This window comes from Micromonospora globbae (assembly GCF_003610785.1).
Taxonomy (GTDB): domain Bacteria; phylum Actinomycetota; class Actinomycetes; order Mycobacteriales; family Micromonosporaceae; genus Micromonospora; species Micromonospora globbae.
In genome coordinates this window covers 263,125-286,665 of sequence record NZ_RAQQ01000004.1, presented here as the reverse complement: position 1 = coordinate 286,665, position 23,541 = coordinate 263,125, and the positions used below count along the sequence as shown (strand labels likewise).

Here is a 23,541-nt window from a genome sequence, read left to right as displayed (position 1 = left end):
CGACCCGCAGCCGGTGGCCACGGGTCGGGGCGTACGACGGTCACCCGACGAGTGCGGGCTCGCCCAGGACGTCGGTGAGGAGCTGGGCGCACCACTCCAGCAGCGCCTGGTCGCGCAGCGGCTCGCCGCCGACGCGTCGGGTGCTCGGCCGCGGGACGCTGACCTGGTCGGTGGCCTGCTTGTAGACCGCGTCCGGGTGGTAGCGCTTGAGCCGCATCTGCTTCGAGTCGGGCAGCGGCAGCGGGCTGAACCGGATGTGCCGGCCCTGCATCGACACGTCGGTGAGGCCGTACCGGCGGGCCAGCAGCCGGAACCGGGCCACCGCCACGAGGTTCTGCACGGGAGCGGGCGGCTCGCCGTAGCGGTCGGTCATCTCGGCCACCACCTCGCGCAGCCGCTCCTCGTCGCGGGCCTCGGCGAGCTTGCGGTACATCTCCAGCCGCAGCCGCTCCACACCGATGTAGTCGTGCGGCAGGTGCGCGTCGACCGGCAGGTCGACCTTGACCTCGGTCTCCTCCTCGGCGTGCTCGCCCTTGAACGCCTGCACCGCCTCGCCGACCATCCGCACGTACAGGTCGAAGCCCACGCCCTCGATGTGCCCGGACTGCTCGCCGCCGAGCAGGTTGCCGGCGCCGCGGATCTCCAGGTCCTTCATGGCCACGTACATGCCGGCGCCCAGCTCGGTGTGCTGGGCGATGGTCGCCAGCCGCTCGTGCGCCTGCTCGGTGAGCGGCTTGTCCGGCGGGTAGAGGAAGTACGCGTACGCCCGCTCCCGCCCCCGGCCGACCCGGCCGCGGATCTGGTGCAGCTGCGCCAGGCCGAGCAGGTCGGCGCGCTCGACGATCAGGGTGTTGGCGTTCGGGATGTCGATGCCGGACTCCACGATCGTGGTGCAGACCAGCACGTCGAACTCCTTCTCCCAGAAGCCGACCATGACCTTCTCGAGGGCGTCCTCGCCCATCTGGCCGTGCGCGACCGCGACCCGCGCCTCGGGCACCAGCTCGCGGATGCGCCGGGCCGCGCGCTCGATCGACTCGACCCGGTTGTGCACGTAGAAGACCTGCCCGTCGCGGAGCAGCTCGCGGTGGATGGCCGCGGCCACCTGCCGGTCGTCGTACGCCCCCACCGCCGTGAGCACCGGGTGGCGCTCCTCCGGCGGGGTGGCGATCGTGGACATCTCTCGGATGCCGGTGATCGCCATCTCCAGGGTGCGCGGGATCGGCGTGGCCGACATGCTCAGCACGTCGACCGAGGCCCGCATGGTCTTCAGGTGCTCCTTGTGCTCGACGCCGAAGCGCTGCTCCTCGTCGACGATCACCAGACCGAGCTGCTTGAAGCGCGTCGCCGACTGGAGCAGCCGGTGGGTGCCGATGACGATGTCGGCCGTGCCGTCGGCGGCCATGGCGAGCGTCTGCTCGGCCTCCTTCGGCGTCTGGAAGCGGGACAGCTGCCGGATCGTCACCGGGAACTGGCTCATCCGCTCGGCGAACGTGTTGTAGTGCTGCTGCACGAGCAGCGTCGTCGGCACGAGCACGGCCACCTGCTTGCCGTCCTGCACCGCCTTGAACGCCGCCCGCACCGCGATCTCGGTCTTGCCGTAGCCCACGTCGCCGCAGATCAGCCGGTCCATGGGGATCGACTGCTCCATGTCCCGCTTGACCTCTTCGATGGCGGCGAGCTGGTCGGGCGTCTCCTGCCACGGGAAGGCGTCCTCCAGCTCCCGCTGCCACGGGGTGTCCGGGCCGAACGAGTGCCCCTTGGACGCCTTCCGCGCGGCGTAGAGCTGGATCAGCTGGGCGGCGATCTCCCGCACCGCCTTGCGGGCCCGGGCCTTGGACTTCTGCCAGTCCGAGCCGCCCATCTTGTGCAGGGTGGGCTGCTCGCCGCCGACGTACCGGCTGAGCTGGTCGAGCTGGTCGGTGGGCACGAAGAGCCGGTCACCGGGCTGGCCGCGCTTGCTCGGCGCGTACTCGATGACCAGGTACTCCCGGCTGGCGCCGTTGACCGTGCGCTGCACCAGCTCGATGTAGCGGCCGATGCCGTGCTGCTCGTGCACCACGTAGTCGCCGGCCTTGAGTTCCAGCGGGTCGATGGTGTTGCGCCGGCGGCTCGGCATCCGGCGCATGTCGCGGGTCGAGGCGCCCCGCCCGCCGGTGATGTCGTTGCCGGTGAGCAGCACGAAACGGGACGCCTCGTCGACGAACCCCGCGCTGAGCGAGCCGCAGGTGACCAGCAGCTCACCGGGGGCCGGCGCGTCCGGCACCTGCTCGGTCAGCCGGGCGCCCAGGCCGGCGTCGCGGAGCACCTCGACCGCCCGCTGGGCGGGGCCGTGCCCCTCGAAGACCAGCGCGATCGACCAGCCCTCGCCGGACCAGCGCTTCAGGTCGTCGACCACCCGGGCGGTCTCGCCGTGGTAGAGCGGCGCCGGCTGGGCGGCCAGGGTCACGGCGATCGCGTCGTCCGGGGTGACGCTCACCTCCTCCGGCTCGTCCTCCCACGGCTGGCGCTCCGGCGCGGCCTCCCCCTCGGCGGCCAGGCCGAACGGGGAGAGCGTCCACCACGGCTGGCCGAGCTTCGCGGCGGCCGCGCGCACCTCGGCGAGGCTGCGGAAGGCGGCGGCGCCCAGGTCGACGGGGGCCTGGCCGCCCACGGCGGCGGCGGCCCAGCTGGCCTGGAGGAACTCCTCGGAGGTACGCACGAGGTCGTGCGCCCGGGTGCGGATCCGCTCCGGGTCGCAGAGCAGCACGTGGGTGCCGGCCGGCATGACGTCGAGCAGCAGTTCCAGGCTCTCGCTGCCGAGCAGCGCCGGCACCAGCGACTCCATCCCCTCGACGGGGATGCCCTCGGCGAGCTTGTCGAGGATCTCGGCGAGTTCGGGGTGCCGCTCGGCCAGCGCCGCGGCCCGGCGGCGCACGTCGGGGGTGAGCAGCAGCTCCCGGCAGGGCGGCGCCCACAGCCGGTCGACCTGCTCGATGGTCCGCTGGTCGGCGACGGCGAAGGTGCGGATCTCCTCCACCTCGTCGCCCCAGAACTCGATGCGGGACGGGTGCTCGTCGGTGGGCGGGAAGATGTCCAGGATGCCGCCGCGCACCGCGAACTCGCCGCGCTTGGTGACCAGGTCGACCCGCGCGTACGCCATGTCGGTGAGCCGGCGGGCGACCTCCTCCAGGTCGGCCTCGGCCCCGGGGGCGAGCTGCACCGGCTCCAGGTCGCCGAGCCCCTTGAGCTGCGGTTGCAGCAGCGAGCGCACCGGGGCCACGACGACGCGCAGCGGACCGGTGCGGCCGTGCGCGTCGGCGGCCTCCGGGTGGGCGAGCCGGCGCAACACGGCGAGCCGGCGGCCGACCGTGTCCGACCGCGGCGAGAGCCGCTCGTGCGGCAGCGTCTCCCAGGACGGGTAGACGGCCACCTGCTCGGAGGGGAGCAGGCTGCCCAGCGCGGCGGCCAGGTCGTCGGCCTCCCGGGTGGTCGCGGTGACGGCGAGGACCGGTCGGCCGGCCCCGCCCGCCGGCCCGCCGTCGGCGCCCGCGCCGCCCTGGTCGGCCGCCACGGCGGCGACCGCGAACGGGCGCAGCGCCGGCGGGGCCGTGATGTCGAGCCCGTCGACCTGCGCGGCGCCGGAGCGCGCGAGGTCGCGCGCTCGGGCCAGCCCAGGGTCGGCCAGGGCGGCGGAGAAGAGGCCGGTGAGCATCTGCGATCACTTCCAGTACGACACGCGTGGCGCGCTGCGGGCACACGAGTAGATCCCCCGCGCCCGGACGGACGGGGGGTGCACGACTCCCAGCCTATCTCCGCCGACCGACACCGGCCCCGTTCCGCCCCGCCCTGTCACCTGCGCCCGGACCGGACGAGGAGCGGGGCGCGCCGCTCCGCACGATCCGCACGACATCCCGGAAACAGTGGCCTCCGGCCGCCCCGGAGGCCACTGTTTCCCCGATGGTGCGCGGATCTTCCCAGATGGTGCGCGAATCTTCCCCGATCGTGCGGATCTCGCCGCGAGGCGCGTCAGTAACGCACCGCGATCCGGCGCGCGACGGCGTCCACCCGGACCTCGCCGCCGTACGGGACGATCACCTGCGGGTCGGTGTGACCGAGGTCGACGTCGAAGACCACCACGGCGTCGGGGTTGTAGGCCGCGAGCGCCCGCGAGACGGCCTCCCGCTGCGCCACCGCGTACTCCCGGCGCTGCTCCGGCGTGTGCGGACGGACGAAGTCCCACGCCTTGGCGCGGCCCACGAGCACGGCCGCGAAGGCCGCGAGCAGCCCCCGCTCGCCCATGTTGCGCAGGATCCGGAAGACCTCGGTGTCCGACGGAAGTTCCTCGGACGTCTCGACGATCAGCACCGACCCCGCGAGGTCGGCCGCCGGCGGGACGCGGTCGGCGGCCATCAGCCAGTGCAGGATCTCCAGGTTGCCGCCCCAGGTCCGCCCCCGCACGACCCGCTCCGGGCCCTGCCAGAGCCAGCCCTCGCCGGGGAACATGACGGGCTCGTGGGCGAGCGTCGCCGGGTCCCGCCAGTCGCCCGGCTCGTCGCCCCACTCCTTCGCCGGGGTCAGGTCGTACCAGTCGGAGCCGAAGAGCGCGGCGCGCAGCGAGTCGAACGTGAGCGGGTGCGGCGCGCCCGACCGGCCGAGGTGCACGAGCACCGACCCGCCGTGGTACGCCACGATGCCGAGCCGGTAGAGGTGGTTGAGGACGTTCGTGTTGTCCGAGTAGCCGAAGTACGGCTTCGGGTTGGCCCGCAGCACCGCGTCGTCGAGGTACGGGGTGACGGTGATCAGGTCGTCGCCGCCCACCGTCGCGAGCACGGCGGTGACCGACGGGTCGGCGAAGGCCGCGGTGAGGTCCCGGGCGCGGTCGCGCGGGTCGGCGCCCATCGCCCGGGTGGTCGGGTACTCGACGGGCACGAGGCCGAACTCCTCGCGCAGCCGGCGCAGCCCCAACTCGTACACGTGCGGGAAGACCGCCGGCAGCCCGGCGGACGGCGAGACGACCGCGACGCGGTCGCCGGGGCGGGGCTTCGGCGGGTAACGCAGGGACACCATGCCCGGACGCTAACGGAGGGGCGAAGGCGTTTTCACTGCGCAAACCGTAATCATCATCGCGAACTGCCCCTACGCTGGCGACGTGGAGCAGGTATCGGAGGGGCGGGCCCGCGAGTGGCTGCCGCGCACCGCCGGCCTGTTGATCGGCACCCTGGCGCTCGCCGTCGCGTTCATTCGCGGCGTACGTGGGCGCGCTGCACGATCCCACCCCCCGGGACCTGCCGGTCGGGTTCGTCCTCGGCGACCAGCGCGCCGAGGCGGTCCTCGCCGCCGTGCGAGGCCAGTCCCACGTCGTCGAACCGATCGAGTACGACGACGCGGCCGCCGCCGACGACGGGCTGCACGACCGCGAGGTGTACGGCGTGCTCGCCTCCGACCCGCAGGGCGGCCTGCTCCTCACCGTCGCGAGCGCGTCCGGGCCGTCCGCCACCACCGCCATCGCCCAGGTGTTCACCACCGCCGCCCAGCGCGCGAACACCCCGCTGCGGGTGACCGACCGGGTGCCGGTCGCCTCGACGGACCCGCGCGGCGTGGTGCCGTTCTACCTGAACGTCGGGTACGTCCTCGGCGGCTACCTCGCCTCGACCGTCCTCGGGATCGCCGTCGGCACGACCCCGCGTACGCTCCGCCGCAGCGCCCTGCGCATCGCCGCGCTCACCGTCTACAGCGTGGTGCTCGGCGTCGCCGGCGCCCTCGTGGTCGGGCCGGGGCTGGGGGCCTTCGCGCACCACCTGGTGGCCATCGCCGCCACCGGCGCCCTGACCGTCCTCGCCGCCGCCATGATCGCCTCGGCCATCCAGGGCTGGCTCGGCATCCTCGGCACCGGGCTGGTCATCCTGCTGCTCGTCGTGGTCGGCAACCCCGGCTCCGGCGGCATCTACGCGCCGGAGTTCCTGCCCGACGGGCTGCGCGGCATGCACCGGTGGAACGTGCCGGGGCTGGCCAACGACCTCACGAAGTCCGCCGTGTACTTCCACGGTCGCGCGGCCCTCTGGCCGGCCGTGGGTCTCGCGGTCTGGGCCGTGGTGGGCGCCGCCGGGCTGCTCACCGCGACGCTGGTCCGGGGCCGTCGCGCCGCCGTGCCCACCCGGGTCCGGTCCGGCTCCGGCGAGGCGAGTGGGACGGGATGACGCGGGTCCCCTCCGTACATCCGCCTCCGCGCGGATACGATCCAGGGAGTCGGACAGCGCTGTCCTTCGTACGCACGTAAGGAGCGCCCCGTGACCGACCAGCACGACCACGACGGCCCCGACGCCGCCCTGCGGGCCGACATCCGCCGCCTCGGCACCCTGCTCGGACAGACCCTGGCCCGTCAGGAGGGCCGCCCGCTCCTCGACCTCGTGGAGGAGATCCGGGCGCTGGTCCGCTCCGACGCGCCGGCCGCCGCGCAACGCCTGGCCACGCTCGACGTGACCACCGGCACCAAGCTGGCCCGCGCCTTCTCCACCTACTTCCACCTCGCCAACATCACCGAGCAGGTGCACCGGGCCCGTGACCTGCGCCGGCGCCGGGCCATGCACGGCGGCTGGCTCGACCAGGCGGCGAAGATGATCGCCGAACGCGGCGTGCCGGCCGAGGAGATCGCCGCCGTGGCCCGCCGGCTGGCCGTACGTCCCGTGTTCACGGCGCACCCGACCGAGGCGGCCCGCCGGTCGATCCTGTCGAAGCTGCGCGCCATCGCCGACGAGTTGGACGCCGAGACCGCCAACGCCATCCTCTACGGGGCGAGCGACGAGGGCCCGGCGAACCGGCGCCTGGCCGAGCTGCTCGACCTCATGTGGCAGACCGACGAGCTGCGGCTCGACCGGCCGGACCCGACCGACGAGGCCCGCAACGCCATCTACTACCTGCGCGACCTGTACGCCGAGGCCGCCCCGCAGGTCCTCGACGACCTCGCCGACACGCTGCGCACCCTCGGTGTGGAGACCTCGCCGACGGCCCGGCCCCTGACGTTCGGCACCTGGATCGGCGGCGACCGGGACGGCAACCCCTTCGTCACCCCGACGGTGACCCGCGAGGTGCTGCGCATCCAGCACGAGCACGGCATCCAGGCCACCGAGGCGGCCATGGAACACCTCATCAACGAGGTCTCGGTCTCCCGCCGGCTGCGCGGGGTGTCGCTGGACCTCTCCGCGAGCCTCGCCGCCGACCTCGACGCCCTGCCCGAGGTGGCGCCCCGGTTCCGCCGGATCAACGCCGAGGAGCCCTACCGGCTCAAGGCGCGCTGCGTGAAGGCCAAGCTGGCCAACACGCGGGAGCGGCTGCGCCAGGGCACCCCGCACGTGCCGGGCCGGGACTACCGGGGCTCGGCCGAGCTGATCGCCGACCTGGAACTGCTGCGCGCGTCGCTGGCCCGCAACTCCGGCCAGCTCACCGCGGTCGGCCGGCTGGCCTCCACGATCCGCACCGTCTCGGCGTTCGGCCTGCACCTCGCGACCATGGACGTCCGGGAGCACGCCGAGGCGCACCACGCGGTGCTGGCGCAGCTCTACGCCGCCGTCGGCGAGGTGTCCGACTACCCGGCGCTGACCCGGCTGGAGCGCACCAAGCTGCTCGCCGACGAACTCACCGGTCGCCGGCCCCTCTCGACCCTCGACACCCCGCTCACCGAGTCGGCCCGCAAGACGTTCGACGTGTTCGCCACGATCCGCGAGGCGCAGGACCGGTTCGGCAACGAGGTCATCGAGTCGTACATCATCTCGATGACCCTCGGCGTCGACGACGTGCTCGCCGCCGTGGTGCTGGCCCGCGAGGCCGGCCTCGTGGACGTGCACAGCGGCCGCGCCCGCATCGGCTTCGTCCCGCTGCTGGAGACGCCGGCCGAGCTCAACGCCGGTGGCGAACTGCTCGACGAACTGCTGTCGCTGCCGGCGTACCGGGCGCTGGTCGCCGCCCGCGGTGACGTGCAGGAGGTCATGCTCGGCTACTCCGACTCCAACAAGGAGGCGGGGATCACCACGAGCCAGTGGTCGATCCACCGGGCGCAGCGGGCGCTGCGGGACGTCGCCGCCCGGCACGGGGTGCACCTGCGGCTGTTCCACGGCCGCGGCGGCACGGTGGGCCGCGGCGGCGGGCCGACGCACGAGGCGATCCTGGCCCAGCCGTACGGCACCCTCGACGGCGCCATCAAGGTCACCGAGCAGGGTGAGGTGATCTCCGACAAGTACACGCTGCCGTCGCTGGCCCGGGAGAACCTGGAGCTGACCCTGGCCGCCGTGCTCCAGGCCACCCTGCTGCACACGGCGCCCCGGCAACCCGCCGAGATGCTCGAACGCTGGGACGCGGCCATGGACGTCGTCTCCGACGCCGCCTACCGGTCCTACCGGTCGCTCGTGGAGGATCCGGACCTGCCCGCGTACTTCTGGGCCTCGACGCCCACGGAGCTGCTCGGCGCGCTCAACATCGGCTCCCGCCCCGCGAAGCGGCCGAACACCGGCGCCGGCCTGGCCGGCCTGCGGGCCATCCCGTGGGTGTTCGGGTGGACGCAGACCCGGCAGATCGTCCCGGGCTGGTTCGGCGTCGGCTCCGGGCTGGCGGCGGCCCGCGAGAGCGGCCTCGCGGACGTGCTGGCCGAGATGCACCGCAACTGGCACTTCTTCCGGACGTTCCTGTCCAACGTGGAGATGATGCTGACCAAGACCGACCTGACCATCGCGCGCCGGTACGTCGAGACGCTGGTCCCGAAGAAGCTCCACCCGATCTTCGACAAGATCGAGCAGGAGTACGAGCTGACCAGGCGCGAGGTCCTCGCGGTGACCGGCTCGCCCGCGCTGCTCGACAGCTCCCCGGTCCTCCAGCGCACCCTGGCGGTGCGGGACACCTATCTGGAGCCGTTGCACCACCTCCAGGTGGCGCTGCTGCGCCAGTACCGGGACTCCGGCGCCACGGCCCGGGCCGTCGCCACCGCACCGGGCGGTCGCCGCGCGCCCGGCGACGGTACGGCGCTGGAGCGGGCGCTGCTCACCACCGTCAACGGCATCGCCGCCGGCATGCGCAACACGGGCTGAACGACCGCGACCGCTGCCACGAGTGCGGGCGGGCACCCCGGAGGTGTCCCGCCCGCCCCGTCGGTCCTGCCCCGGTGCCCCGGTCATCCGACCGGGGCCCGCAGGCGCGGCCTGTCCGGGTGCTGAGGGTGCGTGGGGCCGGTCCAGGGCACCGCGGCCCGTCCCGGAGCCCGCGGGTGGGGTCAGAAGTCGCCGCCCCCGAAGTCGCCCCCGAAATCGCCGCCGAAGTCCCCACCGAAGTCGCCGCCGGCCATGTCGCCGCCGTAGTCGCCGCCCTGGTCGCCGTAGCCGGCGGCGTCCGCGAAGCCCTCCTGGTAGCCCGCGTCCCAGCCGTAACCCGGGTCGGCGAAGGCCGGCGAGAAGAGCGCGTCCGCGATGAGCATCCCGCCGAGCACGCCCGCGCCGGCGCCGAGCGCCGTCTTCCACCACGGCGTCGAGTACCACCCGGCGGGCACCGGCCGCCCCTGGAACCGGCCGCCCGGGTAGTAGTACGGGGTGTCCCGCCCCGGCTGCGGGCCCGCCTTGAACATCTGGCCCTGCACCTGCACCTCGCGCTCCCGGGTGAGCTGCCCCGTGCCCTGGGCGGCGGCCAGCGGCGGCAGGTCGGGGCCCGGGTCGATGCCGAGCGCGATCCGCGCGGCCCGCGTGTACGCGAGCCCCTCCAGCGCCGTCTCCCGGGCGAGCCGGTACTGGTGCACCGTACGGGCCTGTTCGAGCTGGCTGCCGGCGGCGTTGTACCGTTCGCTGGCGTCGACCAGCGCCTGCCGCACCGCCGGGTCGTCGCCGTGCAGGTTCATCACCTGGCCGCCGAGGCGCTCGTACCAGCGCTGGGCGTCCGCCCGTACGTCTGCCAGCTCCCGTGCCGCCCGCGCCGCGGACTCGCGCCGCCACCACACCAGCGCGGCGACCACGAGCGCCACCAGGATCACCACCAGCAGAGTTCTCATGTCTCCGACGGTACCCACGCCCGCACAGTCGTACCCGTTTGGCAAGCTTCAGTGATGGACTTCCCGACGCTGGCGGTGGTGGTGGTCTGTCTCGGCGCCGGCGGCGCGGTGGGCTGGCTCGCCGCCCGGTCCCGTTCGGCGGCCGAGATCGCCCGGCTGGACGCCACCCTGCGCGCCGCCCGCGAGGGCGAGGGGCGGCTGGAGCAGTCGATGCGGGCGCTCAGCTACGAGGCGACCGCCCAGTCGCAGGAGGCGGTGGCCCGGGCCGTGGCCCCGCTGCACGAGACCCTGCGTCGCTACGAGCAGCGGGTCGCCGAGCTGGAACGGGAGCGGGTCGACGCCTACGCCGAGCTGCGCGAGCAGGTCCGCTCGATGAGCGTGGTGTCGGGCGAACTGCGCACCGAGACCAAACAGCTCGTGGCGGCACTGCGGGCCCCGCAGGTACGCGGCCGCTGGGGCGAGCACCAGTTGCGCCGGATCGTCGAGGCGGCCGGCATGCTGGAGCACTGCGACTTCTCCGAGCAGGTCACGGCGGCCACCGACCAGCAGGGCGTACGCCCCGACCTGGTGGTGCGGCTGCACGGCGGCCGGACGGTGGTGGTCGACGCGAAGGCGCCCTTCGACGCGTACCTGACCGCCATGGAGGCGCGCGACGAGCGCAGCCGGGACACCCACCTCGACGCGCACGCCCGGCAGTTGCGCGCGCACGTCGACGCGCTGGCCGCGAAGACGTACTGGGCCGCCTTCGACAGCACCCCGGAGTTCGTGGTGCTGTTCGTGCCGGCCGATCCGTTCCTCGACGTGGCCCTGCAACGCGACCCGACCCTGCTGGAGCACGCCTTCGCCCGCAACGTCGTGCTCGCGACCCCGGCCACCCTGGTCGCGCTGCTGCGTACGGTGGCGTACTCGTGGCGGCAGGAGGCGCTGGCCCGCAACGCGGCCACCGTGCACTCGCTGGCCCGGGAGCTGTACGGCCGGCTCGCCACGCTCGGCGACCACGTCGGCCGGCTCGGTTCCGCGCTGGGCGGCGCGGTGACCGCGTACAACCGGGCGGTGGGCTCGCTGGAGGCGCGCGTGCTGGTCAGCGCCCGCAAGCTCGCCGAGCTGGGCGTCTCGGACCGGGATCTGGAAGCGCCGGCCCAGGTGGAGCTGGCGCCCCGGCAGCCGCAGGCACCGGAGCTGCTCGAGCCGACGGAGCCCACGCCCCCGCTCCGCTGACCACCCAGTCCGGGTGCCCCCACCGACCCCACTCGTTGATCATGAGGTTGGCGGGGCGTTCGGAGCCCGGATCCCCCGCCAATCTCATGATCACCGCGGAGACGGCCGGAGGCCGTGGGTGGGCCCCCGGGGGGAGTCAGGCGCGGTGGGCGCTCTCCACGACGAACGGCGTGCCCTGCTGGCAGGTCGTCATCATGCCCGGCTCGACCCGGCCGCTCACGGTCACCTTCCTGCCCGGCCTCAGCACGTCGCGCGGCCCGCCGACCAGCAGGTAGCCGTCGAGCAGCACGCAGTTCGGCTCGACGCCGGCGACGACCGTGCCGGTCAGCGTGGTGGCGCCCACCGGCGGTGGGAGCGTGGGCCCGCCGGGGCTCTTGGTCGGCCGTACCGGCGGCGTGCTGGCGGGCGGCGTGGGCGGAACGCTCGACGGGCTCGGGTCGCTCGACGGGGTCGAGGGCTGTGACGTCACCGTGGGCGCTCCCGTGGGGGTGGGTGGAGTGCCGGCGCCGTCCGGGTCACCGCAGGCGCTCAGCGCGGCGGCGGCGACCAGGGCGACGGCGGCGAGCCGAAGGGTCCTCATACCGGTATCGGACGTGCCGGGACGGCCGTCCGTTCCGCCCCCTCAGCCCCGGGCCGCGGCGGCGGCCCGCATGTCCCGCTTGAGCTCCTGCGGAAGCGAGAAGGTGAGCCGCTCGTTGGCGGTGGTGACCTCCTCGACGTCGGCGAAGCCCCGCGCGGCGAGGTGCGCGAGCACCTCCTGCACCAGTTCCTCCGGGACGCTCGCGCCCGAGGTCACGCCCACCGTACGGGCATCGGCCAGCCAGGCGTCGTCGATCTCGTGCGCGAAGTCGACGAGGTGCCCGGCGCGCGCGCCCGCGTCGAGCGCGACCTCGACCAGCCGTACGGAGTTGGAGGAGTTCCGGGAGCCGACGACGATCATCACGTCGCACTCCGGCGCGATCTGCTTGACGACGTGCTGCCGGTTGGAGGTGGCGTAGCAGATGTCGTCGCTGGGTGGCGACTGGAGCAGGGGCAGCCGCTTCTTGAGCCGGGCGACCGTTTCCAGCGTCTCGTCGACCGAGAGGGTGGTCTGGGAGAGCCAGACGACCTTGCTCGGATCCCGCACGGTGATCGTGTCGGCCGCCTCGGGCCCGTCGACGAGCTGGATGTGCTCGGGAGCCTCGCCCGAGGTGCCGATGACCTCCTCGTGCCCCTCGTGCCCGATGAGCAGGATGTCGTAGTCCTCGGCGGCGAACCGCTTCGCCTCCTGGTGCACCTTGGTGACCAGCGGGCAGGTGGCGTCGATGGCCTTCAGCGAGCGCGCCTTCGCCTGCTCGTGGACCTCGGGCGCGACGCCGTGCGCCGAGAAGATGACGATGGCGCCCTCCGGCACCTCCTCGTTCTCCTCCACGAAGACGGCGCCCTGGGCCTCCAGCGTCTGCACCACGTGCCGGTTGTGCACGATCTGCTTCCGGACGTAGATGGGGGCGCCGTAGAGCTTGAGCGCCTCCTGCACGGTCTGCACCGCGCGGTCGACGCCCGCGCAGTAGCCGCGGGGCTTCGCGAGGAGCACGCGCTTGCCGGTCCGGGGAGTCGCTTCCACCTCAGTCACCCGCCCATCGTACGTGCCGCGGCGGAGGCCGACATCGCCCGCGGGCGACCGCCCCACCCCGGCCGCACCTGCGTGATCATGAGGTTATCGCCCGCGACACGCCGTCGACAGGGCAACAACTTCATGATCAACCCGGTCGGCTCGGCAGACCGTAGGGTGGGCGGGTGAGCACGGGTGAGGTGGAACGGAGCACGTCCGACGAACCGTGGCCGGTCCGGGTGGTCAGCCAGAAGATCGGCGCGTGGATCGGCCGGCTCGGCTGGGTCTGGGTCGACGGGCAGGTGGCGCAGATCAGCCGGCGCCCCGGCGCCACCACCGTCTTCCTCACCCTGCGGGATCCGTCCGCCGACCTCAGCCTGACCGTCACCACCAACCGGGACGTCCTCGACCTCGGCGCCCCGGAGCTGCGCGAGGGCGCCCGGGTGGTGCTGCACGCCAAACCCGAGTTCTACGCGGCCCGGGGCACGCTGAGCCTGCGGGCCGACGAGATCCGCCAGGTGGGTCTCGGTGAGCTGCTGGCGCGGCTGGAGAAGCTCAAGAAGCTGCTCGCCGCCGAGGGGCTCTTCGACCGGGCCCGCAAGCGCCGTCCGCCCTTCCTGCCCCACCGGATCGGGCTCATCACCGGGCGGGCCTCGGCGGCGGAGCGGGACGTGCTCACCAACGCGCGGCGGCGCTGGCCGGCCGTCGAGTTCCGCACCGTCAACGTGGCCGTGCAGGGGCCGAGCGCCGTGCCGCAGATCGTCGACGCGCTCAAGGTGCTCGACGCCGACCCGGCCGTCGACGTGATCGTCATCGCCCGGGGCGGCGGCAGCATCGAGGACCTGCTCCCCTTCTCGGACGAGGCGCTGTGCCGGGCGGTCTTCGCCTGCCGTACGCCGGTGGTCAGCGCCATCGGCCACGAGACGGACGCGCCGCTGCTCGACTACGTGGCCGACGTCCGCGCCTCGACGCCCACCGACGCCGCCAAGCGGATCGTGCCGGACCTGGCCGAGGAGGTACGCCTCATCGGGCAGGCCCGCCACCGGCTGGAGCGCGCGGTGCGCAACCTCGTCGACCGTGAGACGCAACGGCTCGACGCGCTGCGGTCCCGGCCGGTGCTGGCCCGACCCCACGTCATGATCGACCAGCGGGCCACCGAGCTGGCCATGCTCCGCCAGCGGGCCGGCCGCTGCCTGCACCACCGGCTCGCCGCCGCGGACGACGAACTGCGGCACACGCTCGCCCGCCTTCGTGCGCTGTCGCCCGCGGCCACGCTGGAGCGGGGGTACGCGATCGTGCAGCGCGCCGACGGCCACGTGGTCCGGGCGGCGTCCGAGGTGGGTACGGGCGACCCGCTGCGCGTACGCCTCGCCGACGGCGAGCTGGCCGCGACGGTGGACGGGTGAGCCGCCGAGGGTCGACGGCGGCCGTGTGCTGGGATGGGGTCGATGACTGAGGAGACGAAGGCGGGGCCGGACGAGCGGCTCAGCTACGAGCAGGCGCGCGCCGAGCTGGCGTCGGTGGTGGAGCGGCTGGAGGCCGGCGGCACGTCGCTGGAGGAGTCGCTGGCGCTGTGGGAACGCGGCGAGGCGCTCGCGGTGATCTGCCAGCGCTGGCTGGACGGCGCCCGCGCCCGCATCGACGCGGCCCGCCAGGACGAGTCCTCCTGACGCTGAGGCCGACGTGGCGGGCGGACCTGGTGTCCCGCCCGCCACGACTGCCGGATGGCAGGTCGGGTCAGTCGAAGAGGCGGTACAGCTCCGGCGGCGCCTCGACGACCTGGTCCGCCGGCGGCTTCTGCGCGGCGGTGGCGTTGCCGTAGTCGGAGTAGGTGACCCGGATCTCCTGCGCCGCCGTCTGGCCGGAGGCCGGCACCTGGATCACCAGCTCGCTGAGCCGGCCCTGCGGGTCCACCTTGGCCGTGAACGGGACGGACTTCGCCTGCGCACCGAGGGCGGCGATCATGCTGGCGTCCAGGGACCCGGCCTCGGCGGCCTCCGACACGTCGATGGTGCCGGCGTACGCGCCCTCGCCGGTCCGCCGCACCTCCGTGATGCCCCGGGTGAGCACCTCGCTGCCGGCCGGGTCGAGCCGGTCGAAGTCGAACCCGAGGTTGCGGTCGCCCTTGATGCGGTTCTGGTCGAGGTGCTGGTACTTGCCGAGGTTCAGCGCCTCCACCCCCGGCACCTTGCCGGCCGCGCGGCCGCCGAGGTCCACCTTCACCCAGCTGTCGGGCCGGTGATGGATGACGTCGAGCGTCATCGACAGGTCGGAGGACGCGTCGCCGAGCGACACCCGGATCCGCGCGCTCTGGCTCGGCTCGTGCACCTGGCCCTCGGCGGTGCTGCCGCCGCCGGTCATGGTGAACCGGAAGTTCCCGGTGCGGATCGCCTCGGTGGAGGCGAGCAGCTCCTGCTTGGCGTCACCGGCGCCCGGCGCGACGGTGCCGGTGGCCGTGGCCGTGGCCGTCCCGGACGCGGTGGCGGTCGGCGAGGCGCCGGTCCCCGTGGTGCCGGTGTCGGTGCAGGCGACGAGGCCCGGGGTGAACAGTGCCGCGGCCACCAGGCCGACGCTGATTCGTCGAACAGTCATCTGTGTCTCCCAGAGGGTCTCCCGACGCGGGCTCACGCGCCGGGACCGGCGACGCAGACCCTCGACTGCGCCGCACGAGCCCGAGCCGGCCGACCGGGCCGACCTCCGCCCGCCACCCTTCTGTTCCCTCCGGCGGGGTCGCGCAATCACCCTGCTGTCCGGTTTCGCGCGGGTCGTCCCGCCGCCGCTCGGGCACGGGCGCGCGCCGCCGTGGTGCGCGTGGCACCGTGCGAGATCGCTGCCGGCGGTACCGCGGCACCCCCGGCCGGGCACCGGATCGGTCAGCGCAGCGAGGAGGCGAGCCGGCGCAGCTCGTTCTCCCGGGCGTCGCCCACCACGATCACGGTGCGGCCCGGTTCCAGCAGCACGAGCGCCTGCTCGTTCTGCCGGGCGGTGTACCGCTGCCAGCTCCGCCCGTCCAGGTCGGTCTGGCCCTGTGGTTGGGCGCGGTCGCTCAGCTCGGCGGGGATCAGCCGCTCGGCGGGCACGTTGCTCTGCACGAGCTGGGCGCCCTGCCCCTCCGGGGTCACATAGCCGATCCGCAGCGTCGAGCCCCCCTCCACCTCCTGGTAGCGGGCGTTGACCGTACGCCAGTCGTCACCGAGCCCGGTCGGCTGGCTCACCGGGAAGGCGTTGGCTCCCTGGGCCTGTTCGATCGCCGGGCTGGGGTCGACCTGGGTGGGCTGGTCGCCGCCGAGGAAGCCCCGGTAGAAGGCCAGCAGCAGGGCGATCGGGATCAGCAGCACGAGCAGGGAGATCGCCATGTCCTTCGGCGACCGGTCGGACCGGCGGGCGTCGACGGCGGCCGGTGGCGCCGGCGGGTCCAGCGGCGCCGCCCCGGACGGTTCGGCCACGGTCGAGGGCCGCACGGCGCCCGTCGACTCGACGAGGGCCGGCTGGGCGACGGCATCCGGGTCGGTCGGCGCCGGATCGACGCGCGCCGGCCCCGCGGCGGACGCGGCGTCGGTCCCGGCCGACTCGACGCGCGCCGGCCCCGCGGCGGGCGCGGCACCGGTCTCGCCCGGCTCGATTCGGGCCGGCCCCGCGGCGGACGCGGGGTGGGTCTCGCCCGGCTCGCCGGGGCCGGGGTCGCCGGTGGGGAGGCGGTCGGCGGGGACGCGGTCGGCAGGCTGTGCGGGTTCCACCTCGCCATTCTCGCAGCCGCCCCGACCGGCGGTATCCGGGCCATCACCGCCCCGCCCCAGCGCCCGTTCCGCCATCGTGTGAGGATCAGCGACAAAGCCGGCAGCAGCGGACGACCGCGGCGCCGGTCCACCCCGCAACGTCGCGAGGAGGAGCCGTCATGACGAACACCAGGACCCGGATCCCGCAGAATCTGGACCGCAACCTCGCCCTCGACCTGGTCCGGGTCACCGAGGCGGCGGCCATGGCCGCCGGCCGGTGGGTCGGCCGCGGCGACAAGGAGGGCGGTGACGGGGCCGCCGTGGACGCCATGCGGAAGCTGATCAACTCGATCCCCATGCGGGGCGTCGTGGTGATCGGCGAGGGCGAGAAGGACAACGCCCCGATGCTCTTCAACGGCGAGGAGGTCGGTGACGGGTCCGGCCCGGAGGTGGACGTCGCGGTCGACCCGATCGACGGCACCACGCTGATGAGCAAGGGCATGCCGAACGCCCTCGCGGTGCTGGCGGTCGCCGAGCGGGGCGCGATGTTCGACCCGAGCGCGGTGTTCTACATGGAGAAGCTCGCCGTCGGCCCGCTGTACGCCGACGTCGTGGACATCGACGCGGGGGTGGCCGAGAACCTGCGCCGGATCGCCCGGGTCAAGGGCACCGACGTCTCCGAGGTGACGGTCTGCGTCCTGGACCGGCCCCGGCACAAGGACCTCGTCAGCCAGATCCGGCGCGCGGGCGCGGGCATCCGGTTCATCTCCGACGGCGACATCGCCGGCGCCATCGCGGCGGCCCGGGGCGAGTCGGACGTCGACGTGCTCATGGGCATCGGCGGCACCCCGGAGGGGATCACCGCCGCCTGCGCCCTCAAGTGCATGGGCGGGATGATGCAGGCGAAGCTCTGGCCCAAGGACGACGAGGAGCGGGAGAAGGCGCTGGCCGCCGGGCACGACCTGGACCGCGTCCTGACCACCGACGACCTGGTCACCGGGGACAACTGCTTCTTCGTGGCCACCGGCATCACCTCCGGTGACCTGCTGCGCGGCGTGCGGTACCGGGCCGGGGGCGCGTACACGCAGTCGATCGTGATGCGTTCGAAGAGCGGCACGATCCGGGTGATCGACTCCTACCACCGGCTGGAGAAGCTCGCGCTCTACTCGGCCGTCGACTTCGACGGCCGCCCCCTGGCCGAGCAGGAGTGAGCACCGCCACCACGGACCGCCCCGTCCTGCCGGCGACCAGACGTATCGCGGGGACGGGGCTCGCGATCCTCTCCGGGCTCGCCGTCGCCGTGCAGTCGCGGATCAACGGCGAGTTGGGCGTACGCCTGCACGACGGCTTCGCGGCCGCCGTGATCTCCTTCGGCGTCGGCCTGCTGGTGCTGCTGGTGTTGGTCCCCGCCGCCCCGACCGGGCGGCGGGGGCTGGCCGCCCTGCGCCGGGCGCTGGCCGCCGGTTCGCTGCGCCCCTGGCAGTGCCTCGGCGGCGTCTGCGGCGCCTTCCTCGTGGCCACCCAGGGGCTCACCATCGGCACGCTGGGCGTGGCGGTCTTCACGGTGGCGGTCGTGGCCGGCCAGACCGGCAGCGGCCTCGCGGTCGACCGGGCCGGTGTCGGGCCCACCGGCCGGCAGCCGCTCACCGCGCAGCGGCTGGCCGGCGCCGCGCTCACCGTGGTGGCGGTGCTCCTGGCGGTCGGCGACCGGCTCGGCGAGCCGGACGCGCTGGTGCTGGCCGTGCTGCCGCTGCTGGCCGGGGTGGGCATCGCGTGGCAGCAGGCCGTCAACGGGCGCGTACGGGCGGCCGCCGACAGCGCCCTCACCGCCACGCTCGTGAACTTCACCGTCGGCACGGTGGCCCTGCTCGTCGCGTTCGCCGTCGACGTCGCCGTACGCGGATGGCCGGCCGGGAGCCTGCCCACCGAGCCCTGGCTGTACGTCGGTGGCCCGATCGGCATCGTGTTCATCGCCCTCGCGGCGGCCATCGTGCGCTTCACGGGCGTCCTGCTGCTCGGCCTGGCGACCATCGCCGGGCAGATCGTGGGTGCCGTCGGGCTGGACATGGCCCTGCCGACGGCGGCCTCGCACCCCGGCCCCACCACGCTGCTCGGCGCCGCGCTCACCCTGGTGGCCGTGCTGGTCGCCGCGCTGGCGCCGCAGCGCTGACGACCGGAACACCGGCCGCCGGAGGGCGGGGTGGCAACCCCGGTGTGCTGGTGGTGGGCCTCGTAGCGGTCGCGCAGACCGCGCCGCCCGCCGGCCCCGACGGGCCGGACCGCCGGCCCGGCCCGTCCGGCGGCCGTCAGCTCCGCGGCGCCGCCACCGTCTCGGCCAGCACGTCGTCGACCGGGGGCGGCTCAGCTGCCGTCGGAGGAGTGGCCCGGGAAGAGGTGGGCGGCCGGGTCGATCGCCACGGCCGCGTTGTTGACGGCCGTCGCCGCCTCGCCGAAGCCCGTGGCGATCAGCCGCACCTTGCCCGGGTACTCGGTGATGTCGCCCGCCGCGAACACCCGGGGCAGGTTGGTGGCCATCGTGCTGTCGACCACGATGTGCCGGCGGTCCAGCCGCAGTCCCCACCCGGCGAGCGGGCCGAGGTCGGCGGTGAAGCCGAGCGCCGCGACGACCGTGTCGACCGGCAGGGTCTCGGCGGCACCACCCCGTACCGTGATCTCCGCCGCGCTCACCGTGCCATCCGCGTGCAGCCGGGTGACCTCGGCGTTGACCACCACCCGGACCGGCAGCGCCAGCACCCGGGCGACGGTGGCGGCGTGGGCGCGGAACTTCTCCCGCCGGTGCACGAGGGTCACCGAGCGGGCCAGCGGTTGCAGCGTGAGGGCCCAGTCGAAGGCGGAGTCGCCGCCGCCGACGATCAGCACGTCCCGGCCGGCGAGTTCGGCCGGCTGGGGTACGAAGTAGACGATCCCGGCGCCGGTGAAGTGTTCGGCGACGGGCAGCGGGCGTGGGGTGAAGCTGCCCAGCCCACCGGTGACGATCACCGCGCCGCAGCGCAGCCGCGCACCGCCGGCGAGGCCGAGCACCGGCCGGTCGTCGGCGTACGAGAGGGTCTCGGCACGGGTGCCGAGCAGGTAGCACGGGTCGAACGGCGCGGCCTGGGCGACGAGGTTCGCCACCAGGTCGCGCCCCTTGATCGACGGAAACCCGGCCACGTCCAGGATCAGTTTCTCGGGGTACATGGCGGTGACCTGGCCGCCCGGTTCCGGCAGCGCGTCGACGACCGCCACCGACAGCCCCCGGAAACCGGCGTAGTACGCGGCGAACAGACCGGCCGGACCGGCCCCGATCACGGCGACATCGACCTCGCGCATGGCGTACCGTCGCTTCCCGCTCGCGGATCAACGCGTGCTGATGCCGACGGTAGGGCGGTGGCGGGGCCCGGGCAAGCATGTCCCGCGGATCGCGCGGGGGCGGCCCCCGGCGGGGGCCGGCGCGGGACGTGGCGCGGGCGGCCCGGGCGGTGGCCGGCGCGGGACGCGCGCGGCCCGTCAGGGCATGGGCAGCGTGGACTCCGAGCGGTAGGGGTCGTGGCGGCGGCGCCGGAACAGGATGGCCGCCACGACCCCGCCGAGCAGCCCGAAGAGGTGGCCCTGCCAGGAGATCCGCTCGTCCGTGGGCAGCACGCCGACGAGTTGCCAGCCGTAGAGGAGCCCGACCAGCACGAAGACGGCGAAGTTCCACCAGCTCCGCTCGACGATGCCGCGGGTGAGCAGGATCCCGAGGTACCCGAAGATCACTCCGCTGGCGCCGACCACCACGGAGTTCGGCGAGCCGGTGAACCAGACGCCGAGGCCGCTGACCAGGATGATCAGCAGGGTGGACCAGAGGAAGCGGCGGGCGCCGGCCGCGAGCACGAACGTGCCGAGCAGGATCAGCGGGATGCTGTTGCTGTAGAGGTGGTCGAAGCCGTGGTGCAGGAACGGTGAGAAGAAGACGCCGTCGAGCCCGTCGATGCGCTTCGGGATGATCCCGGCGGTGGCGTCCAGACCGAACGCGAGACCCTGGTCGACGACCTCGACGAGGAAGAGGAACGGGACGACCGCGCACATCGCCACGAAGGCCCGGCCGAGTGCGGCGTAGAACGCCTCGGTGCCGAACCGGTGGGGGTCGCCGCTTCCGGGGAGCAGGGTCACCCTCCAACTGCTATCAGTAAACCCGCCCGACCGCCACTCGCGGCCCGGGCACATCGGGCGGGAACGGGGGCGGGTGGCTCACCCACCCGCCCCCGTCACGGTCCGGATCAGTACCAGCCCTCGGCCTGCGAGTGCGCCCACGCTCCGCAGGGTGTGTCGTACCGGCCCTCGATGTAGCCGAGGCCCCACTTGACCTGGGTGGCCGGGTTGGTCTCCCAGTCGTCCGCCACCGAGCCCATCTTGCTGCCCGGCAGCGCCTGCGGGATGCCGTACGCGCCGGACGAGGAGTTGCGGGCCTTGTGGTTCCAGCCGCTCTCCTTCGTCCAGAGCTTGTCGAGGCAGGGGAACTCCTTGATCGGGAAGCCCGCCTTGATCATCTCCGCGCAACCGATCTTGCGGTTGCCGCTGTACTCCGCGCAGGAGGCGGGGATGGGGCCCTCGTACGGCTTGGTCTCCTGCTTGGCGGCCGCGGCCTCGCGCTCGCGCTCGCGCTTGCGGGACGCCGCCGCCTCCTCGGCGCGGCGGGCCCGCTCGGCGGCCTCCTTGGCGGCCTCCGCGGCCCGCAGCTTGGCCTGGTACTCGGCGGCCCGCTGCCGGGCGGACTGGACCTGGTAGGCGGCCTGGCGCTCGCGCTGGTACTCGTACTCCGCCTGGTCGACCTCCGCGCCGACCTGCGCCGTGAGGCCCTGTTGCTGGGTCTCCCGGTCTTCGCCCAGATAGAAGCCGCCGGCGACGCCCACGGAGAGCAGCGCGACGGCGGCCGTGCGGGCACCCAACCGGCTCCACAGCCGACTCACGAAGTGTCCCTTCGTCGGGGGCAAGGACACGGCGCGGTGCCGGGCCGTGAGGGGCCGGTGCCCGCGCCGTGAGCGCCCCGACCGTCCCCGGCCGCAGCCGGCGTACCGGGTCGTGACGGGAGTGACGAACGATCCCTGACGATCTCTCCGGTGCGCGGGCGCTCGTGGGACACCATCGCGCACAGTGAGGCGGATGGGAAACCAGCGGACGCATTTGTGATTTGGGTCACGCCAAAAATCGGGATGAAACCCTACAAAGCGGGCGTCAGTTCGGAATGTCCTCCAGGAGGTCCGTCACCATGGCGGCGATCGGCGACCGCTCCGACCGACTGAGCGTGATGTGCGCGAACAGGGGATGCCCCTTCAACGCCTCGATCACCGCGGTCACCCCGTCGTGCCGCCCGACCCGGAGGTTGTCCCGCTGCGCCACGTCGTGTGTGAGCACGACGCGGGAGCCCTGCCCGATCCGGGACAGCACGGTGAGCAGCACCCCCCGCTCCAGGGACTGCGCCTCGTCGACGATGACGAACGCGTCGTGCAGACTCCGCCCGCGGATGTGGGTCAGCGGGAGCACCTCGAGCAGCCCCCGCGCGGTGACCTCCTCCAGCACGTTCTCGTGCACCACGGCGCCGAGGGTGTCGAAGACCGCCTGCGCCCAGGGCGACATCTTCTCCGACTCGGTCCCGGGGAGGTAGCCCAGCTCCTGGCCGCCGACCGCGTACAGGGGGCGGAAGACGACCACCTTCTTGTGGCGGCGGCGCTCCATCACCGCCTCCAACCCGGCGCAGAGGGCCAGGGCGGACTTCCCGGTGCCGGCCCGGCCCCCGAGCGACACGATGCCGATCGACTCGTCGAGCAGCAGATCCAGCGCGATCCGCTGCTCGGCGGAACGGCCGTGCACGCCGAACGCCTCCCGGTCCCCGCGGACCAGCCGTACCGTCTTGTCGGGCAGCACGCGACCGAGGGCCGACCCGCGCGCGGAGTGCAGCACCAGGCCGGTGTGGCAGGGCATGCCGGCGGCCTCGTCCACGTCGAGCGTCTCGCCGGCGTAGAGCCGGCCGATCTGCTCCTCGCCCAGCTCCAGCTCGGCCATCCCCGTCCAGGTGGGGTCGCTGGCCTGGCCGTGCCGGTACTCGTCGGCGCGCAGGCCCACCGAGGCGGCCTTGACCCGCAGCGGCATGTCCTTGCTGACGAGGGTGACGTCCCGTCCCTCGGCGGCGAGGTTCAGCGCCACGGACAGGATGCGGGTGTCGTTGCTCTCGTTCCGGAAGCCGGGCGGCAGCACCCTGTCGTCGGTGTGGTTCAGCTCGACGCGGAGGGTGCCGCCGGCGTCGTTGGCGGGCACCGGCCGGTCCAGCCGGCCATGGCGTACGCGCAGCTCGTCCAGCATGCGCAGCGACTGCCGGGCGAACCAGCCCAGCTCCGGATGGTGCCGCTTGCCCTCCAGCTCGGAGATCACCACGAGGGGCAGCACGACCTCGTGCTCGGCGAAGCGGTGGAAGGCCGCCGGGTCCGACAGCAGGACCGACGTGTCCAGGACGAAGGACTGGCCACCTGGTCGGGGCTCCTCGGCGTCGGCCGGCTCGGCGGCGGCCGTGCGGCGGCTCCGGGTGACGCGGCGGGTCGTGGCAGTCGCGGCCGGGGTCTGGTCGGCACCGGCGGTGGTACGGCGAGTCGTCACAGGCCTGCTCCGGCGGATGTGCACCCGGCCATCCGCGGTCCGCCTCCTCCGGCGCCCGGTGACACGGGGTCGGATGCGGGCCCCGTGCGCGAGGTCGCGGGCCGGGCTTGCCGGCTGGCCCGGGAGAACCCCGTGCCATGCCTAGACGCTAGCGGCGAACGGGCATGCCGGCTAGAGGTTCGACGTGGCTCACCGGAGACCGGCGCGTGAACAGCCCGCGGCAGCCGGCGCGATCGGGCACGCCGGCTGCCGAGTCGGGGGGCGAGCGGCGGAGCCGGCCGGGATGCATGCCCCCTGCGCGCATCCCGGCCGGTGGGACCGCCGTCACCGGTCTGACGTGGCCCCTGACGGTGCGTGCCCGCCGCGGACGACGCACCGCGCCTTCG

The 23,541-nt window shown here is 74.0% G+C and carries 18 protein-coding genes; 7 read left to right on the top strand and 11 right to left on the bottom strand.

Annotated elements, in window-relative coordinates; all coding sequences use genetic code 11:
- Positions 1 to 40: 40 nt before the first annotated feature.
- A complete protein-coding gene (gene mfd, locus D7I43_RS07530; RefSeq protein ID WP_120327664.1) occupies positions 41 to 3,691 on the bottom strand; it encodes a transcription-repair coupling factor in 3,651 nt (1,216 codons plus the stop codon).
- A 314-nt stretch (positions 3,692 to 4,005) separates the two neighbouring features.
- Positions 4,006 to 5,046, bottom strand: coding sequence for a S66 family peptidase (locus D7I43_RS07525; protein ID WP_120327663.1), 1,041 nt, complete (start codon positions 5,044 to 5,046; stop codon positions 4,006 to 4,008).
- A 185-nt stretch (positions 5,047 to 5,231) separates the two neighbouring features.
- On the opposite strand from D7I43_RS07525, the gene D7I43_RS07520 reads away from it, so the two are divergent.
- Both D7I43_RS07520 and ppc read left to right on the top strand, forming a co-directional pair.
- The gene (locus tag D7I43_RS07520; RefSeq protein WP_240032838.1) at positions 5,232 to 6,176 is read left to right on the top strand and encodes a hypothetical protein; all 945 of its coding nucleotides are present in this window, start codon (positions 5,232 to 5,234) and stop codon (positions 6,174 to 6,176) included.
- A 90-nt stretch (positions 6,177 to 6,266) separates the two neighbouring features.
- Positions 6,267 to 9,053 carry a phosphoenolpyruvate carboxylase gene (ppc, locus tag D7I43_RS07515; RefSeq protein WP_120327662.1) on the top strand — a complete coding sequence of 929 codons (2,787 nt, stop codon included), beginning with the start codon at positions 6,267 to 6,269 and terminating at the stop codon, positions 9,051 to 9,053.
- A gap of 182 nt (positions 9,054 to 9,235) precedes the next feature.
- Here the strand turns inward: ppc and D7I43_RS07510 are convergent, their stop codons facing one another.
- Positions 9,236 to 10,000: a hypothetical protein gene (locus D7I43_RS07510; RefSeq protein ID WP_120327661.1), complete on the bottom strand. Its 765-nt coding sequence runs from the start codon at positions 9,998 to 10,000 to the stop codon at positions 9,236 to 9,238.
- Between the two features lie 54 nt (positions 10,001 to 10,054).
- Here D7I43_RS07510 and rmuC point away from each other — a divergent pair, with 54 nt between their 5' ends.
- A complete protein-coding gene (rmuC, locus tag D7I43_RS07505) occupies positions 10,055 to 11,218 on the top strand; it encodes a DNA recombination protein RmuC (protein ID WP_120327660.1) in 1,164 nt (387 codons plus the stop codon).
- A 136-nt stretch (positions 11,219 to 11,354) separates the two neighbouring features.
- Here rmuC and D7I43_RS07500 read toward each other — a convergent pair whose 3' ends face one another.
- Together D7I43_RS07500 and D7I43_RS07495 are read right to left on the bottom strand one after the other, a co-directional pair.
- Positions 11,355 to 11,798: a hypothetical protein gene (locus D7I43_RS07500; protein ID WP_120327659.1), complete on the bottom strand. Its 444-nt coding sequence runs from the start codon at positions 11,796 to 11,798 to the stop codon at positions 11,355 to 11,357.
- 42 nt (positions 11,799 to 11,840) lie between these two features.
- Entirely contained in the window at positions 11,841 to 12,830 is a 990-nt protein-coding gene (locus D7I43_RS07495; protein WP_120327658.1) for a 4-hydroxy-3-methylbut-2-enyl diphosphate reductase, read from the bottom strand.
- A gap of 164 nt (positions 12,831 to 12,994) precedes the next feature.
- On the opposite strand from D7I43_RS07495, the gene xseA reads away from it, so the two are divergent.
- A complete protein-coding gene (xseA, locus tag D7I43_RS07490) occupies positions 12,995 to 14,215 on the top strand; it encodes an exodeoxyribonuclease VII large subunit (protein WP_192902095.1) in 1,221 nt (406 codons plus the stop codon).
- Between the two features lie 42 nt (positions 14,216 to 14,257).
- Positions 14,258 to 14,479: an exodeoxyribonuclease VII small subunit gene (locus tag D7I43_RS07485; RefSeq protein ID WP_120327657.1), complete on the top strand. Its 222-nt coding sequence runs from the start codon at positions 14,258 to 14,260 to the stop codon at positions 14,477 to 14,479.
- Between the two features lie 67 nt (positions 14,480 to 14,546).
- On the opposite strand, the gene D7I43_RS07480 is transcribed toward D7I43_RS07485, so the two are convergent.
- Positions 14,547 to 15,401, bottom strand: a complete 855-nt coding sequence (locus D7I43_RS07480; protein WP_120327656.1) for a hypothetical protein — start codon at positions 15,399 to 15,401, stop codon at positions 14,547 to 14,549.
- Between the two features lie 281 nt (positions 15,402 to 15,682).
- Positions 15,683 to 16,546 carry a DUF4245 domain-containing protein gene (locus D7I43_RS07475; protein WP_120327655.1) on the bottom strand — a complete coding sequence of 288 codons (864 nt, stop codon included), beginning with the start codon at positions 16,544 to 16,546 and terminating at the stop codon, positions 15,683 to 15,685.
- 158 nt (positions 16,547 to 16,704) lie between these two features.
- Here D7I43_RS07475 and glpX point away from each other — a divergent pair, with 158 nt between their 5' ends.
- Together glpX and D7I43_RS07465 are read left to right on the top strand one after the other, a co-directional pair.
- A complete protein-coding gene (gene glpX / locus D7I43_RS07470; protein WP_120327654.1) occupies positions 16,705 to 17,736 on the top strand; it encodes a class II fructose-bisphosphatase in 1,032 nt (343 codons plus the stop codon).
- Positions 17,737 to 17,762: 26 nt separating this feature from the next.
- Positions 17,763 to 18,695, top strand: coding sequence for a DMT family transporter (locus D7I43_RS07465; protein WP_120327769.1), 933 nt, complete (start codon positions 17,763 to 17,765; stop codon positions 18,693 to 18,695).
- A gap of 191 nt (positions 18,696 to 18,886) precedes the next feature.
- Here the strand turns inward: D7I43_RS07465 and D7I43_RS07460 are convergent, their stop codons facing one another.
- The 4 genes from D7I43_RS07460 to D7I43_RS07445 form a co-directional block, all read right to left on the bottom strand.
- Complete coding sequence (locus D7I43_RS07460; RefSeq protein ID WP_120327653.1) at positions 18,887 to 19,855, bottom strand: NAD(P)/FAD-dependent oxidoreductase; 969 nt, start codon at positions 19,853 to 19,855, stop codon at positions 18,887 to 18,889.
- 177 nt (positions 19,856 to 20,032) lie between these two features.
- The gene (locus tag D7I43_RS07455) at positions 20,033 to 20,677 is read right to left on the bottom strand and encodes a rhomboid family intramembrane serine protease (protein ID WP_120327652.1); all 645 of its coding nucleotides are present in this window, start codon (positions 20,675 to 20,677) and stop codon (positions 20,033 to 20,035) included.
- A gap of 107 nt (positions 20,678 to 20,784) precedes the next feature.
- On the bottom strand, positions 20,785 to 21,474 hold the full coding sequence (locus D7I43_RS07450; RefSeq protein WP_192902094.1) for an aggregation-promoting factor C-terminal-like domain-containing protein: 690 nt from the start codon (positions 21,472 to 21,474) through the stop codon (positions 20,785 to 20,787).
- A 265-nt stretch (positions 21,475 to 21,739) separates the two neighbouring features.
- The gene (locus D7I43_RS07445; protein WP_120327650.1) at positions 21,740 to 23,155 is read right to left on the bottom strand and encodes a PhoH family protein; all 1,416 of its coding nucleotides are present in this window, start codon (positions 23,153 to 23,155) and stop codon (positions 21,740 to 21,742) included.
- Positions 23,156 to 23,541 lie beyond the last annotated feature (386 nt).